Raw genomic sequence first — 13,309 nt, 5'->3', positions numbered from 1 at the left:
CTTTGACCGCCACCCCCATCGCCGCGCCCGGCACCTTGCACCACCGCATCCGGCAGGATCTGGAGCAACGCATTCATAGCGGCGACTGGCCACCCGGGCACCGCATCCCGCCCGAGCACGAGCTGATGGCGCAGTACGGCTGCTCGCGCATGACCGTCAACAAGGTGCTCGGCCTGCTGGCCGACGCCGGCATGATCGAGCGCCGCCGCCGCACCGGCTCGTTCGTGGCGCGCCCGCATCCGCATCTGGAGCAGGTGGCGCTCTCGATCCCGGATATTGAAGTGGAGATGACCACCCGCGGACATCGCTACGCGTTTTCGCTGTTGTCGCGGCGGCTGCGCACTGTGCGCCCGCGCGTGCCGCAGGAGCGCGCGCTGGGCAGCACCGGCAAGCTGCTCGCGCTGGACAGCCTGCATCTGGCCGATGGCAGCCCGTTTGCGCTGGAACAGCGGGTGATCGATGTCACCACCGTGCCCGAGGCCCTGCACGAGTCATTCACCACGCTCGCTCCCGGCAGCTGGCTGTTGCGCAACGTACCGTGGACGCGTGCCGAACACCGCATCAGCGCAGTCAGCGCCGATGCCGCGCAGGCACGCAGCCTGCAGGTGGACGAAGGCGCGGCCTGTCTGGTGATCGACCGCCACACCTGGCGTGGCGAGCAACCGGTGACCTATGTGCGCCAGCTGTTTCTGGGCGGCTCCTACGATCTGGTGGCGCGGTTTGCGCCGGGCATGCGCTGACGCTGTACTGGATCCTCGCGCGCGCCTCCCGCGTAGGGCCTAACGCGTTGCAGAACGCAGTCGCTGCAACGCCGGTGTGCACGGCGGCTTCGAGAGCCCGGCTCGCCTGACCCGGCTGTCGTAAATGGCAGGCCGCTGCATGCGCAATGACGGGAGGCGCGTCGCAGTCATCGCCCAGCCGCGCCCAGCAGATCAGCGCAGGATCGACTGGACTCGCGCGTGCCCACATCCGACGTCCCGATATGTTTACCGGCGGGTTGGCAGACCATCGCGGTGCACCCGCATCAGATCGTGGTGCATTGCCGCCAGCGCACCGGCTCGTCCACGCCCGGTCGGGGGTTGAGCTGCACGCGCACCGTGCGCAGATAGGGGTAACGCTGCAGTTCGCGGCAGATCAGCGGCCATGCCGCGCCATCGTCCACTGCGCGATCCACCGCAAGCGTCGCCTGGGTGATCCAGATCCCGCGCACCAGGCCCGGCGTCTGCGCCAATGCCCTCGACACCTCGCGCCGATAGCCTTGCAGGGTCTCGGCATCCGGCTCTGCGCTGGTTGCCGTCGCAGCGCCGACTGGCGCTGTCGGCGCTGCGGGCTGCGCAGCGTTCATGGCGGCCGCAGCGGGAGGGCTCGGCGGCGTTGCGCCCACCCGCGAGGCCGCAGCGGGCGGTGCCGGGTGTGGCTCGGGCGGGCGCAGTGCCAGCACCGCCACCAGGGCAAGCGTGGCCAGGGAGGCACCGGCAATGACGCTGTGGCGGAGCGCGCGCCGCCGCGCCAGGGTCACCACGCGGGTCTCCACATCGCCCGGCAGATAGGGTTTGAGCAAGGGCCACAGGCGCGTGCCGTCCAGCACTTCGATGGATTGCTTGTCTGCCGCAGCCAGACCTTCGCGCTCCATGCGGCCCTCGGTCACCATCACCCCGCCGCCAGCGCCGGCCAGCCGTGCCATCGCCCCGAGTTCGTTCACTGCAGCTACGCCGATGCGATAGCCGCGGCCATGCTTGCAGGCCACCAGGCGGGTGCCGTGATCGGTCTGCATCATGAAATCGGCGGTGGGCAGGCCGTCCTGCGGCAGCTGGGTCGGTTGCCAGCCACGTTGGTCCTGCAGCACCCGCAGCACTACCGCGGAGAAGTCGCGCCAATGCAGGGCGGCCAGCGCACGGATGCCTTCGTCGGTTTCGTTGGCGCGACGCCGCACCAGCCAGAAGTAAGCGCACACCGCCAACCAGAGCAGCAGTGCAGCCAGGAGCGCCAGAATCCAGGAAGGCATAAGCATCAAGCGAAGGGATGGCGCGTATTACGAGTCGATGCGCCTAGAAGAATCCTTCGTACCGGATTCGTCAATGGATCGCGGGCGGCGATGTCACGAGCCGTGACCCAGGCAACGAAAGACCCGCCAGTCCGAAGCCGTGAGGGGAGGGGAGCAAACGGACTTCGTAATACAGGACTGGCGGGTCGTCCTCGATTGTCTGTAAAACCATGCTGCTTTGCAACACGGTGGCGGGGCGGCTATCGCTTGACCTCGGTGCGGTCCGGGGCGACCCGGCTCCGCGTGACGTCGGCCGTGGACGGGCGTCTGTGCGACGCCCTGCGTGTAGTTCTCCAGGCCAACCCCTTCCCGCAGTTCACTCCCCGTCGAAAGCCGCCGAATTGCCGGTCTGCGAGGTGCCGGCGGTGGTGCCTGCGCTGGTCGTCTCGCTGCTGGCAGCCTGCGCGGCCTGGTTGGCCGTGCGGTTGGCCCGCTTGGTCGCGGCGGTATTGGCGCGCACCTGTGCCTTCAGCGACTCCACTTCACGGCGCAGGGTTTCCAGCTCTTCCTGCTCGGGGATGTTGAGCGTACGCAGCACGCCCTTGACGCGCTCGTCGAAGGCCTTGCCCAACTTGTCCCAGCCGCGCACCGCGGTGTCGCGTGCCTGCTCGAACTGGGTCTCCACTTCTTCGCGCAGCTCGTCCACGCCTTCGGCCGCCTTGCGCTGGCCGGTGCGCTCGTAGGCAGCGCCCTCGCGCACCAGCGAGTCGAACAATTTGCCGCCTTCGCTCTGCACGCGGCCCAGCGCGCCGAGTCCCGCCAGCCACACGGTCTGCGCCGATTCCCCGAGCCGGCGCGAGATCTGCTCTGCCTGGGCCTGGAAGCCCGACGCCGTGTGGTCGCGATTGCCGTTCTGGTCGTATCCGGTCGTCATGGGATGCTCCTGTCGATTGCCAAAGTGACGTTGCGTTCACCCTAGTGCCGGTCCTGCATCGGGCAGGTGAAGCGCCACCCGATCAGGCCTGGCCCAAGCATCCGCCCATCGCGTGCGGGGCGGGTGACTTGGCGCTGAAGCGGCAACCTGCGCGAAGCGCTGGCTCAGGCGAGTTTTTCCGCCAGCAGGCGGCGGATTTCCGATTCCACCATCGGCTGCACGGCCGACAGCAGGAAGCCGAGCTCGGCCGTCACGTGCACCTGCTGCGGCAGCAGGGTGATTGCACCATCCACACCGGCGCGGGCGATGCGCAAGGTGTCGCCTTCCCAATGCGAGGCGACGCCGTAGCGATCGGTCAGCTTGCGCGCCGCCTCGTCGATCGCCGCGCGGGCCTGGGCCGGCGGCAGGGAATGGTCGTGGCGGATATCGATGCTGGACATGAGCTGCCTGGGTGAGACGAAAGTAGGCGCGCATTGTGCGCATGCGCGCGTCCGGCTCCAAGTGCGACCGCTCGCGCCGCGCTCCAGGCGGCATCGTGGAGACATATGCGTCGGTGCCGATGCGCGCATTTCCAGCGCGTACGCTTCGCTGCACAACCGCCTGACGCCGCCCTTCGGCGGTGTGCAAGGTGCCGGGTTGGCCGCTGCTGGCGGCAAACCTGCTAGGCTGCGGCGGGTGCGCGACCTGCAAGTTCATTTCACCCACCGGCAGCAGCCGGATCATTCCCTCACGCCCGGCGTCCACCGGATCGTCCGTCATGCCTCCGGCAGCGTGCGGGTGGTCGCCGATGCGCAGGGTGCGCTGCTGTTGGCGCAGTTCTGCCTGGACCAGCGTGGCCTGTGGCTGCAGGTGGCCAATGGCATCCGCGGCATCCACGTCAACGGACGCCCGGTGCGGCGCATGGCCTTGCTGCGTCCCGGCGATGCGATCTACGCCGACGGTGTGGAGATGCTGTTGCGCAGCGCGCCGTCGAGCGCGCCGGCCAACGATGCGCCGCAGGACAATGCCGGCCTGAGCGAGGTCTGCCTGCTGCTGCGCGGGCTGGGCGGGCGCCACCACGGACGCAGCTTCACCCTGGACCGCTCACGCCTGGTCGGCAGCGACCCGGCGTCGGACATCGTCATCGACGACCCGGCGTTCGCCGCCCAGCACGCGCGCCTGGAACGCCATGGCGACCGCGTGCTGATGCGCGACCTGGGGTCGGAAGAGGGCAGCTGGATCAATGGCGTGCAGGTGCGCGATGGTTGGTTGCAGGCCGGCGACCAGGTCGTGTTCGATGCGCGTCACCGCTTCGTGGTGGAAGTCCCGCGCATCCATCACGGCACCACCTGGGACATTCCCGATTCCGAACCGCCGCCGCCGCCGCGTGCCACCGCCGCGCCGGCGCGCGCACCGATGAAGGTCGCACGCTGGCCCTGGCTGCTGCTCAGCGCGGTGTTGCTGGCGGCGGCGCTGAGCGCCTTGCTGTGGTTCGGCGCGCGCTGAGCTTTTTCCAGATCCGCCAGCCCAGCAGCACGGCCAGGATGCCGGCATACAGTGCCGGTTCGCGGATGTCGGACTTCACCAGCCACCAGAAATGCAGCACCGCCAGCACGCCGATCGGATAGATCAGCTGGTGCAGGCGGCCCCAGTTGCGCTTGAGCCGGCGCATCCAGCCCTGGGTCGAGGTGATCGCCAGCGGCAGCAACAGCAGCCAGGCCGCAAATCCCACCGTGATGTAGGGACGCTTGAGAATCTCTTCGAAGATCTGCGTCCAGAAACCGCGCAGGTCCAGGGTCAGGTACACCAGCAGATGCACGCTGGCGTAGAAGAATGCGTAGAGCCCCAGCATGCGGCGGAAGCGAATCACCACCGCCTGGCCGGTGAGCTGGCGCAACGGCGTGAGTGCCAGCGTGAGCAGAAGAAACCGTAATGCCCACAGACCGGTGCGGTGCTCGATCTCGGCCACCGGGTCGGCGCCCAGTGCATCGCTGCCGTTCTGCCACACCTGCCAGAATTGCCAACAGAGCAGCGCCATCGGCGCCAGTGCGGCAACGTGTACCGCAGTCTTTGCGGCGATCAATGCAATGGAGGTCTTGGCCATGCCATCTCGAAGAAGGGGACGCCGCGTGGGCATGAAGCGTAGGAGCGCACCCGGGCGCGACGGGCCTTACCGGTAAGGCCTGTCGCGCCCGGGTGCGCTCCTACGACCGGTCGATACCGGAGTGCGTGTTGCCTAGAACCACTTCTTCAGATCCATGCCTGCGTACAACGACGCCACCTGATCGGCGTAGCCATTGAACGGCTTGGTCGCGATGCGTTCGGCAAACAGCTTGCTGGCAGTGCCGGCGATGCGGCGCTCGGTCTTCTGGCTCCAGCGCGGATGATCCACCGCCGGGTTGACGTTGGAAAAGAAGCCGTATTCGGAGGGTTGCAGATCGTGCCAGGCGGTCTCGGGCATCTTCTCGACGAAGCGGATTTCCACAATCGACTTGATGCTCTTGAAGCCGTACTTCCACGGCACCACCAGGCGCAGCGGCGCACCGTTCTGCTGCGGCAACGGCTTGCCGTACAGGCCGGTGGCCAGCAAGGTCAGCGGGTGCATCGCTTCATCGATCCGGAGGCCCTCGCGATACGGCCAGTTGATCGAGCGATAGCGCACACCCGGCATCTGCTGCGGGTCGGCCAGCGTGGTGAACGCCACATACTTGGCCTTGGAGGTCGGCGCGAAACGCTTGAGCACCTCGCCCAGTGGCACGCCGGTCCACGGGATCACCATCGACCAGCCTTCCACGCAACGCAGCCGGTAGATGCGCTCTTCCGGTGTAACGCCCTTGAGCAACTCATCCAGCGACAGGCTGCCGGGCTTTTCGCATTCGCCGCCCACTTTCACCGACCACGGCGACAGCTTCAGTGTCTTGGCGGCCTTCGACGGGTCGGTCTTGTCGGTACCGAATTCGTAGAAATTGTTGTAGCTGGTGACATCTTCCAGCTTGGTCAACTCCTCGGCGGTGCGAAATCCGCTGCGCGCCTGCGCCGGGGTCACCACCGTCTTGGGCGGTGGCGGCGGGTCGGCCTCGGCGCAACCGGCCACGCCCAGTGCCGGCGTCAGCGCAAGCAGTTGCAGCAACCGACGACGGTCGCGGTAAACGGCCTCATCGGTGATCTCGCTGGACGGCAGGTTGAAAGCAGTGCGAAACGACATGGCAGGCTCCGGCAATGGCTGCAGCGTGAGAGTAGCCGACCGGGGCAGAAGTTCGTCCCGCGGCTGTCACTACGTTACGTCAGGCTCAGTCAAAAGGATGCAGCTGCAACTTTTTTGCCCGCTGCCAAGGCCGATGCGCTGCGGCATACTAGAAGGCTAGCTCGACAAGGTGTGCCATGACTCGCGCGTTCAATTTCAGTGCCGGCCCTGCGACATTGCCGGAATCGGTCCTGCGGCAGGCGCAGGCGGAGATGGTCGAGTGGAATGGCGTTGGTGCCTCGATCGTTGAAATCAGCCATCGCAGCGCGGATTTCATGGCGGTCGCGGCCGCGGCCGAAGCCGATCTGCGCACCTTGCTGTCGATCCCTGACGACTATGCGGTGCTGTTCACGGCCGGTGGTGCCACCACCATCCAGGCGCTGCTGCCGCTGAACTTCGCCGCGCCCGGCCAGGCGGCCGACTATGTGATCAGCGGTCACTGGGGCAAGACCGCGATCAAGCAGGCGGCACCTTACGTGGACACACGCATTGCCGCCGATGCACAGGCGGGCGGCTTTACCGAGATTCCGCCGGTAGCCAGCTGGACCTTGTCGCCGCACTCGGCCTATGTGCACATCACCGCCAACGAAACCATCCACGGTGTCGAATTCCGTGAGACACCGGATGTGGGCACACTGCCGTTGTTTGCCGATTTCAGTTCATCCATTGCGTCCGAGCCGCTGGATATTTCGCGTTACGGGCTGATCTATGCCGGTGCGCAGAAGAACCTGGGGCCGGTGGGGATTTCGGTGCTGATCGTGCGGCGCGACCTGCTCGAGCGCGCCGGGCAGCCGCGTGCGGACATCTTCAATTACGCCTCGCATGCGGCACGCGATTCGATGCTCAACACGCCGCCAACCTGGAACTGGTATCTGCTCGGGCTGACCGTGAAGTGGATGCTGGAGCAGGGCGGCGTGACCGAATTTGCGCGGCGCAACGCGGAAAAGGCCGGCCTGGTGTATGCGGCCATCGATCGTTCCGGCGGCTTCTATCGCAACCTGGTCACACCGGCGGTGCGCTCGCGCATGAACATCCCGTTCTTCCTGCCGGACGAGCAGCTGGATGCGTTGTTCGTGAGCGAATCCAAGGCCGCCGGGTTGCTTGCGTTGAAGGGCCACAAAGCCGTCGGCGGTATCCGTGCATCGCTGTACAACGCGATGCCGGTGGCCGGTGCGCAGGCACTGGTGGCCTTCATGCACGACTTCCAGCAGCGTCACGGCTGAGTCCAACTTCGACCGCGGCGCATGCCGCGCAGGCGCGTGCGCCGTCTTTTCAAGGAATGCCCAGCGATGGCACCCAAGTCCAACAAGCCCAAGGCCGCCAATGGCGGCAAACACAGCCCGGCGAGCACGTCTGCCGACACGTCTGCACGTGCGCCCGTCAGCAAACCTGCCAAGGTGGCCGCCAAATCCGTCGCCAAGCCGGCCAAGGCCGTCGCCAAGCCTGTCGCGGCCGCACCGGTGCTGGCCGATGTGCGCGCCAAGATCGACGAGATCGACCGCAACATCCAGGCATTGATCGCCGAGCGCGCCAACTTCGCGCACCAGGTCGGCAAGGCCAAGGGCAAACTGGCAGCGGCGGTGGACTATTACCGCCCCGAGCGCGAAGCGCAGGTGCTGCGCATGGTGGTGGACCGCAACGAGGGCCCGCTCAGCGATGAAGTGCTGGTGCACGTGTATCGCGAAATCATGTCTGCGTGTCTGGCCCAGCAGGAGCCATTGAAGATCGGTTACCTGGGGCCGGAAGGCACCTTCAGCCAGCAGGCCGTGCTCAAGCATTTCGGGCGCTCGGCGGTGGGTCTGCCGATGGCGACCATCGAGGAAGTATTCCAGGAAGTGGAAGCCGGCAATGCCGATTTCGGCGTGGTGCCGGTGGAGAATTCCGGGCAGGGCACCATCCAGGTCACGCTGGACATGTTCCTGACCTCCAACCTGAAAATCTGCGGCGAAGTCGAACTGCGCGTGCATCAGTATCTGCTCTCGCGCAACGGCCGGCTGGACGACATCGAGCGCATCTACGCGCATTCGCAGTCCTTCGCGCAGACCGCCGGCTGGTTGCGGTCGCATCTGCCCAAGGTGGAGAAGATTGCGGTTTCCAGCAACGCCGAGGGTGCACGGCGCGCGCGTAACGCCGAAGACGCTGCGGCGATCGGCGGCGAGAGCGCGGCGCACGTGTATGGCCTGAAGAAGGTCATCATGAAGTCGATCGAAGACGACGACGACAACACCACGCGCTTCCTGGTGATCGGCCGGCAGATCTTTCCCTCGTCCGGGCACGACCGCACCTCGGTGCTGGTGTTCATCCATGACAAGCCGGGTGCGTTGTTCGACGTGCTCAGTCCGTTCGCACGCCACGGCATCAGCATGAACCGCATCGAGTCGCGGCCCTCGCATCAGGCCAAGTGGGAGTACGGCTTCTTCATCGATCTGGTCGGCCATGTGGAAGACGAGGCGATGAAGCAGGCACTCGCCGAGCTGGAAGCGCATTCGGCGCAGATCAAGGTGCTGGGGTCGTATCCGGTCGCGATTCCCTAGGCGCACGAACAGCCGCCGCCATCGGCGCGTTGCGTTGGTGTCGGCAACGCGGCCCCTCTTTCAAAGCGCATCGCCACCGCCTGTGGCGATGCGCAGCATTCGGATCATTCGCATGAGCAACAGCACGCAACACTGGATCGCCCGGCAAGGCAGCGCCTTGCGTGGCACCTTGGCCATTCCCGGCGACAAGTCGGTCTCGCACCGTGCGGTGATGTTTGCCGCGCTCGCCGATGGCGTCTCGCAGATCGACGGCTTCCTCGAAGGTGAAGACACGCGCTCCACCGCGGCCATTTTCGCCAAGCTCGGTGTGCGTATCGAAACGCCATCGGCGTCGCAGCGCATCGTGCATGGCGTCGGTGTGGATGGCTTGCAGCCGCCGTCCGAGGCGCTGGACTGCGGCAATGCCGGCACCGGCATGCGTCTGCTGGCCGGCGTGCTTGCCGCGCAGCGCTTCGACAGCGTGCTGGTCGGTGATGACTCGTTGTCCAAGCGGCCGATGCGGCGGGTGACCGGCCCGTTGGCGCAGATGGGCGCCAGGATCGACACCCAGGATGACGGCACGCCGCCGCTACGGGTGCACGGTGGCCAGACATTGCAGGGCATTGCATTCGTTTCGCCGGTGGCCAGCGCCCAGGTCAAGTCGGCGGTGCTGCTGGCCGGTCTGTACGCACAGGGTGAGACCTCGGTGACCGAGCCGCATCCCACACGCGACTACACCGAGCGGATGTTGTCGGCGTTCGGCGTGGAGATCGATTTCGCTCCCGGCACCGCGCGTCTGCATGGCGGCCAGCGACTGCGCGCCACCGATATCGCGGTGCCTGCCGACTTTTCGTCGGCGGCGTTCTTCATCGTGGCTGCCAGCATCATCCCCGGCTCGGAGGTGGTATTGCGCGCGGTGGGATTGAACCCGCGGCGCACCGGGCTGCTGGCGGCGCTCCGCCTGATGGGCGCCGACATCACCGAAGAACGTCATGCCGAACACGGCGGCGAACCGGTGGCCGACCTGCGCGTGCGTTACGCGCCGTTGCAGGGCGCACACATTCCCGAAGCGCTGGTGCCGGACATGATCGACGAGTTTCCGGCCTTGTTCGTGGCTGCGGCTGCGGCAAGCGGACAGACCGTGGTCACCGGCGCTGCCGAATTGCGGGTCAAGGAATCGGATCGGCTGGCCGCCATGGCCACTGGCCTGCGCACCTTGGGCGTGCAGGTCGATGAAACGCCGGATGGCGCCACCATCCACGGCGGCAGCATCGGCAGTGGCGTGATTGAAAGCCATGGCGACCACCGCATCGCCATGGCGTTCGCCATCGCCGGCCAGCTGTCCAACGGCAGCGTGCAGGTCAACGATGTAGCGAATGTCGCGACCTCGTTCCCAGGTTTCGACACCCTGGCGCGGGATGCCGGCTTCGGGCTCAACGCGCTGCGCTGAAGTCCACCGGCACCTGCACGCTGCTGATCACGGCATGGCCATCGCGCGTGGCCGGCGCGAAGCGCCACTGGCGCAGGCTGTCGGTCACCGCCGCATCCAGGCGCGGGTCGTTGCTGCCGGTGCGTTCGACAATGACAACCTCGCGCACCCGGCCCTGCACATCGAGCTGCAGGCGCACGGTACGGCTGCCCTGGATGCCGGCGCGCGCCAGTTCGGCGGGATAGCTGGGCATGGCATTGCCGGGTAACGGTTGGGCCTCGATGCTGGTGGTGGCCGCGCGTGCCGGTGCATGCGCCACCATGGTCATCGCGCGGGGGCCATCGGCACTGGGCAGAATCTGGCGGCTCGCGACGGGAGCGGGGCTTGTATCGGTCGCAAACGACTCGTCGCTATGCCGGTTCCACCACCAGGCAGGAATCACCACCAGCAGAGCCAGCAGCGTCGCCCACAGCCATGGCGAGGCGCCATCGTCTGCCGCATCCGGCCCCCGGCCCGTAACTGGCGGAGCGCCGCGCGACATCGCTGGCGCCTGGGGCGTTGAAGGGTTCGAGATGAAGGACATGGCCGACCTCCTGGCGCATCTTTGGGATGACGCGGCCAGTCTGGTCGGCACTGCCTGAGGCGCAGCTAAGGCGCGGGGCCTGACGGCGGTGGCCGGCGTGCAGATGTTCAGTTTAGTGATGGTGGCGGCCGTTGCATCCGGGCGAATCGATGGCCGTGTACGGGCTCGATCAGTGCATATCGACGGCTGTCGTCCTCCCGATCAGCAGCACCGGCCGATGCCGATCAGCGCTGCCGTCAGTGGCGCTTACTGACCAGGCTTGAATTCGAACGGAACATCCAGGCTGCCGGCCACCGGCTGGCCATTGCGCTGTGCCGGGTGGAAGCGCCAGTGGCGGACCGCTTCCATCGCTGCGCGGTCCAGATCCCGCGAACCGCTGCGCTGCACCAGGGTGACGCCGCCGGGATTGCCGGCGGCATCCACGTCCACGCGCACCACCACATCGCCCGCATCGCCACGGCGCAACGCAGCGGAGGGGTAGCGCGGCGGCGGCATCTGGCCCTGGATCGGCACCGGGCGGTTGCCGCCGGCCACCGGGGCCGAAGCCGGCGCTGCTGTTCCTGGTGCACCGGGGACGGCTTCTTCCGGGAGTGGCGCAGGCGCGGGCGGAGCCGCCGGCGCGGTGTCGACCAATGTGGGCGTTTCTTCCTGCGGCTTGGCCTGTGGCATGTCGCTGGCGCCATCCTGGGCGGGCAGCGGCGCTGGCAGCGGTTGAATGGCATCGTCCGTCGCCGGCGTGCCGGCGCTCGGTTGGGTGGAGGAGGCCTTGTAGAAATCGTCCTTGCGGCCGGTGGCCCACACCAACAGGAACAGCAGCAGGCCGGCAGCGAACGCGATGCCGGCAATTTTCAGCGTGTGGCGGGGCAGGCGCAAAACGATCTGGCGGTCGGACGCAGGGCGGGGCGCGGGCATAGGGCTCACCTGAAGGATCGCCATAATTCTTGCATAGCCCCGGTGAATCGATCGCAGCAGGTGGCGGAACAGGCGATAATCCCGCGCTCCTCACCGACACACAGACTTCCGATGCTAGATCCGGCCCTGCTTCGCCAACATCCCGCCGACCTTGCCGAGCGCCTGCGCAGCACCCGCAGTTTCTCGCTGGACACCGCGGAACTGGAGTCGCTGGAAAGCGAGCGCAAGCGCATCCAGGTGCGTACGCAGGAACTGCAGAGCCAGCGCAATGCCAAGTCCAAGGCGATCGGGCAGGCCAAGGCGAAAGGCGAGGATGTCGCCGTGCTGATGGCCGAAGTGGCCGGGTTCGGCGATGAGCTCAAGGCGTCGGAAGAGGCGCTGGATGCGATTCGCGCCAAGCTCGACACCATTGCGTTGGGGTTGCCCAATCTGCCGGCAAGCGACGTGCCGCTGGGCAAGGACGAAGGCGACAACGTCGAGCAGTCGCGCTGGGGCACGCCGCGGCAGTTCGACTTTGCGGTCAAGGACCATGTGGAACTTGGCGCGCCGCACGGCTGGCTGGACGGCGAGACGGCGGCCAAGTTGTCGGGCGCGCGCTTCACCGTGCTGCGCGGGCCGATCGCGCGGCTGCATCGCGCACTGGCGCAGTTCATGCTGGACCTGCATGTGGGTGCGCACGGCTACGAAGAAACCAACGTGCCGCTGCTGGTCAATGCCGATTCGATGCGCGGCACCGGGCAGCTGCCGAAGTTCGAAGACGATTTGTTCCAGACTGAAGTGGGTGAGTCGCGCCGCTATCTGATCCCCACCTCGGAAGTGCCGCTGACCAATATCGTGCGCGACGAGATCATCGATGCCGAGCGCCTGCCGCTGCGCATGACGGCGCATTCGATGTGCTTCCGTGCCGAGGCCGGCAGCGGTGGTCGTGATACGCGCGGCATGATTCGCCAGCACCAGTTCGAGAAGGTGGAGCTGGTGACGGCCTGCGCGCCGGAGGACAGCGATGCCGAACACCAGCGCATGACGCGCTGTGCCGAGGTGGTGCTGGAACAACTCGGCCTGCCCTATCGCAAGGTACTGCTGTGTACCGGCGACATGGGCTTTTCGGCGATCAAGACCTACGACCTGGAGGTCTGGCTGCCGTCGCAGAACACCTATCGTGAAATTTCATCGTGCTCCAACTGCGGCGATTTCCAGGCGCGGCGCATGCAGGCACGCTGGCGCAACCCGGCCAGCGGCAAGCCGGAATTGCTGCATACGCTCAATGGCTCCGGCACCGCAGTGGGCCGCGCCATGATTGCGGTGATGGAGAACTACCAGAACGCCGACGGCTCGATCGATGTGCCGCAGGTGTTGCGTCCCTACATGGGTGGGCTGGAAAAGATCGGTTGACGTCGGTGCAGCCGGCGAGCGCTGTGCAGCGGTGGAGAGACGTCGAGTGATCTCGGCATACACGCGCGCAGTCTGGAGTGGTCGTTGGATCGGCAGCACGTACGCACTTGCGCGAGCAAGTGCAGTGTCTCTTGCAGGCTAACGGTGCACTTTCAGCACGAAAAAACGGGGCCAGCAGTGGCCCCGTTTCGCGTTGTACGCGGCTGGCTGGGTCGTATGGCGTAGTGCCTGGCGCGAGTCACGGGATGACGCAGCACGCTCAGGATTGCAGCGCGTTGCGCCCACCCAGCACGTCGCTATCGCTCTTGTGGCGCAGGCGAGGGCACTGGCCTGCGTTTG

At 66.7% G+C, this 13,309-nt stretch carries 13 protein-coding genes; 6 read left to right on the top strand and 7 right to left on the bottom strand.

The window, feature by feature from the left end:
- Positions 1 to 2 precede the first annotated feature (2 nt).
- Complete coding sequence (gene hutC / locus XnspCFBP7698_RS08405; protein ID WP_047696566.1) at positions 3 to 740, top strand: histidine utilization repressor; 738 nt, start codon at positions 3 to 5, stop codon at positions 738 to 740.
- Positions 741 to 1,024: 284 nt separating this feature from the next.
- Here the strand turns inward: hutC and XnspCFBP7698_RS08400 are convergent, their stop codons facing one another.
- The 3 genes from XnspCFBP7698_RS08400 to XnspCFBP7698_RS08390 all read right to left on the bottom strand — a co-directional run bounded on the left by XnspCFBP7698_RS08400 (position 1,025) and on the right by XnspCFBP7698_RS08390 (position 3,358).
- On the bottom strand, positions 1,025 to 2,011 hold the full coding sequence (locus XnspCFBP7698_RS08400) for a restriction endonuclease (protein ID WP_147423588.1): 987 nt from the start codon (positions 2,009 to 2,011) through the stop codon (positions 1,025 to 1,027).
- A gap of 349 nt (positions 2,012 to 2,360) precedes the next feature.
- The gene (locus tag XnspCFBP7698_RS08395; RefSeq protein ID WP_047696562.1) at positions 2,361 to 2,918 is read right to left on the bottom strand and encodes a phasin family protein; all 558 of its coding nucleotides are present in this window, start codon (positions 2,916 to 2,918) and stop codon (positions 2,361 to 2,363) included.
- Positions 2,919 to 3,082: 164 nt separating this feature from the next.
- On the bottom strand, positions 3,083 to 3,358 hold the full coding sequence (locus tag XnspCFBP7698_RS08390) for a polyhydroxyalkanoic acid system family protein (protein ID WP_039412646.1): 276 nt from the start codon (positions 3,356 to 3,358) through the stop codon (positions 3,083 to 3,085).
- 235 nt (positions 3,359 to 3,593) lie between these two features.
- Between XnspCFBP7698_RS08390 and XnspCFBP7698_RS08385 the strand changes: the two genes are divergently transcribed.
- The gene (locus tag XnspCFBP7698_RS08385) at positions 3,594 to 4,403 is read left to right on the top strand and encodes an FHA domain-containing protein (protein ID WP_047696560.1); all 810 of its coding nucleotides are present in this window, start codon (positions 3,594 to 3,596) and stop codon (positions 4,401 to 4,403) included.
- Here the strand turns inward: XnspCFBP7698_RS08385 and msrQ are convergent.
- Together msrQ and msrP are read right to left on the bottom strand one after the other, a co-directional pair.
- Complete coding sequence (gene msrQ, locus XnspCFBP7698_RS08380) at positions 4,345 to 5,001, bottom strand: protein-methionine-sulfoxide reductase heme-binding subunit MsrQ (protein ID WP_047696557.1); 657 nt, start codon at positions 4,999 to 5,001, stop codon at positions 4,345 to 4,347. The two genes, XnspCFBP7698_RS08385 and msrQ, sit on opposite strands and share 59 nt — an antisense overlap.
- Before the next feature lie 132 nt (positions 5,002 to 5,133).
- Positions 5,134 to 6,102, bottom strand: coding sequence for a protein-methionine-sulfoxide reductase catalytic subunit MsrP (msrP, locus tag XnspCFBP7698_RS08375; protein WP_039412641.1), 969 nt, complete (start codon positions 6,100 to 6,102; stop codon positions 5,134 to 5,136).
- Between the two features lie 176 nt (positions 6,103 to 6,278).
- Between msrP and serC the strand changes: the two genes are divergently transcribed.
- The 3 genes from serC (at position 6,279) to aroA (ending at position 10,104) form a co-directional block, all read left to right on the top strand.
- The gene (serC, locus tag XnspCFBP7698_RS08370; protein WP_104580082.1) at positions 6,279 to 7,364 is read left to right on the top strand and encodes a 3-phosphoserine/phosphohydroxythreonine transaminase; all 1,086 of its coding nucleotides are present in this window, start codon (positions 6,279 to 6,281) and stop codon (positions 7,362 to 7,364) included.
- Between the two features lie 66 nt (positions 7,365 to 7,430).
- Positions 7,431 to 8,675, top strand: coding sequence for a prephenate dehydratase (pheA, locus tag XnspCFBP7698_RS08365; protein WP_104580083.1), 1,245 nt, complete (start codon positions 7,431 to 7,433; stop codon positions 8,673 to 8,675).
- A 112-nt stretch (positions 8,676 to 8,787) separates the two neighbouring features.
- Positions 8,788 to 10,104, top strand: coding sequence for a 3-phosphoshikimate 1-carboxyvinyltransferase (aroA, locus tag XnspCFBP7698_RS08360; protein WP_104580170.1), 1,317 nt, complete (start codon positions 8,788 to 8,790; stop codon positions 10,102 to 10,104).
- Here aroA and XnspCFBP7698_RS08355 read toward each other — a convergent pair.
- Both XnspCFBP7698_RS08355 and XnspCFBP7698_RS08350 read right to left on the bottom strand, forming a co-directional pair.
- Positions 10,088 to 10,555, bottom strand: a complete 468-nt coding sequence (locus tag XnspCFBP7698_RS08355; RefSeq protein ID WP_104580171.1) for an energy transducer TonB — start codon at positions 10,553 to 10,555, stop codon at positions 10,088 to 10,090. The two genes, aroA and XnspCFBP7698_RS08355, sit on opposite strands and share 17 nt — an antisense overlap.
- A gap of 357 nt (positions 10,556 to 10,912) precedes the next feature.
- On the bottom strand, positions 10,913 to 11,578 hold the full coding sequence (locus tag XnspCFBP7698_RS08350; RefSeq protein WP_199680120.1) for an energy transducer TonB: 666 nt from the start codon (positions 11,576 to 11,578) through the stop codon (positions 10,913 to 10,915).
- A gap of 111 nt (positions 11,579 to 11,689) precedes the next feature.
- Between XnspCFBP7698_RS08350 and serS the strand changes: the two genes are divergently transcribed.
- The gene (gene serS / locus XnspCFBP7698_RS08345) at positions 11,690 to 12,970 is read left to right on the top strand and encodes a serine--tRNA ligase (protein ID WP_104580085.1); all 1,281 of its coding nucleotides are present in this window, start codon (positions 11,690 to 11,692) and stop codon (positions 12,968 to 12,970) included.
- Positions 12,971 to 13,309: the final 339 nt, after the last annotated feature.

It is taken from the genome of Xanthomonas sp. CFBP 7698 (assembly GCF_003600855.1).
Classification (GTDB): Bacteria; Pseudomonadota; Gammaproteobacteria; order Xanthomonadales; family Xanthomonadaceae; genus Xanthomonas; species Xanthomonas cannabis.
Note: the sequence above shows the minus strand (reverse complement) of the source record. Positions and strands in the feature narration are given on the sequence as shown.

What these genes read in the sequence shown, in the direction of transcription:
- XnspCFBP7698_RS08400 (WP_147423588.1), bottom strand. Translation starts at nt 2,011, where the DNA reads ATGCTTATGCCTTCCTGGATTCTGGCGCTCCTGGCTGCACTGCTGCTC.
- XnspCFBP7698_RS08395 (WP_047696562.1), bottom strand. Translation starts at nt 2,918, where the DNA reads ATGACGACCGGATACGACCAGAACGGCAATCGCGACCACACGGCGTCG.
- XnspCFBP7698_RS08390 (WP_039412646.1), bottom strand. Translation starts at nt 3,358, where the DNA reads ATGTCCAGCATCGATATCCGCCACGACCATTCCCTGCCGCCGGCCCAG.
- msrQ (WP_047696557.1), bottom strand. Translation starts at nt 5,001, where the DNA reads ATGGCCAAGACCTCCATTGCATTGATCGCCGCAAAGACTGCGGTACAC.
- msrP (WP_039412641.1), bottom strand. Translation starts at nt 6,102, where the DNA reads ATGTCGTTTCGCACTGCTTTCAACCTGCCGTCCAGCGAGATCACCGAT.
- serC (WP_104580082.1), top strand. Translation starts at nt 6,279, where the DNA reads ATGACTCGCGCGTTCAATTTCAGTGCCGGCCCTGCGACATTGCCGGAA.
- pheA (WP_104580083.1), top strand. Translation starts at nt 7,431, where the DNA reads ATGGCACCCAAGTCCAACAAGCCCAAGGCCGCCAATGGCGGCAAACAC.
- aroA (WP_104580170.1), top strand. Translation starts at nt 8,788, where the DNA reads ATGAGCAACAGCACGCAACACTGGATCGCCCGGCAAGGCAGCGCCTTG.
- XnspCFBP7698_RS08350 (WP_199680120.1), bottom strand. Translation starts at nt 11,578, where the DNA reads ATGCCCGCGCCCCGCCCTGCGTCCGACCGCCAGATCGTTTTGCGCCTG.
- serS (WP_104580085.1), top strand. Translation starts at nt 11,690, where the DNA reads ATGCTAGATCCGGCCCTGCTTCGCCAACATCCCGCCGACCTTGCCGAG.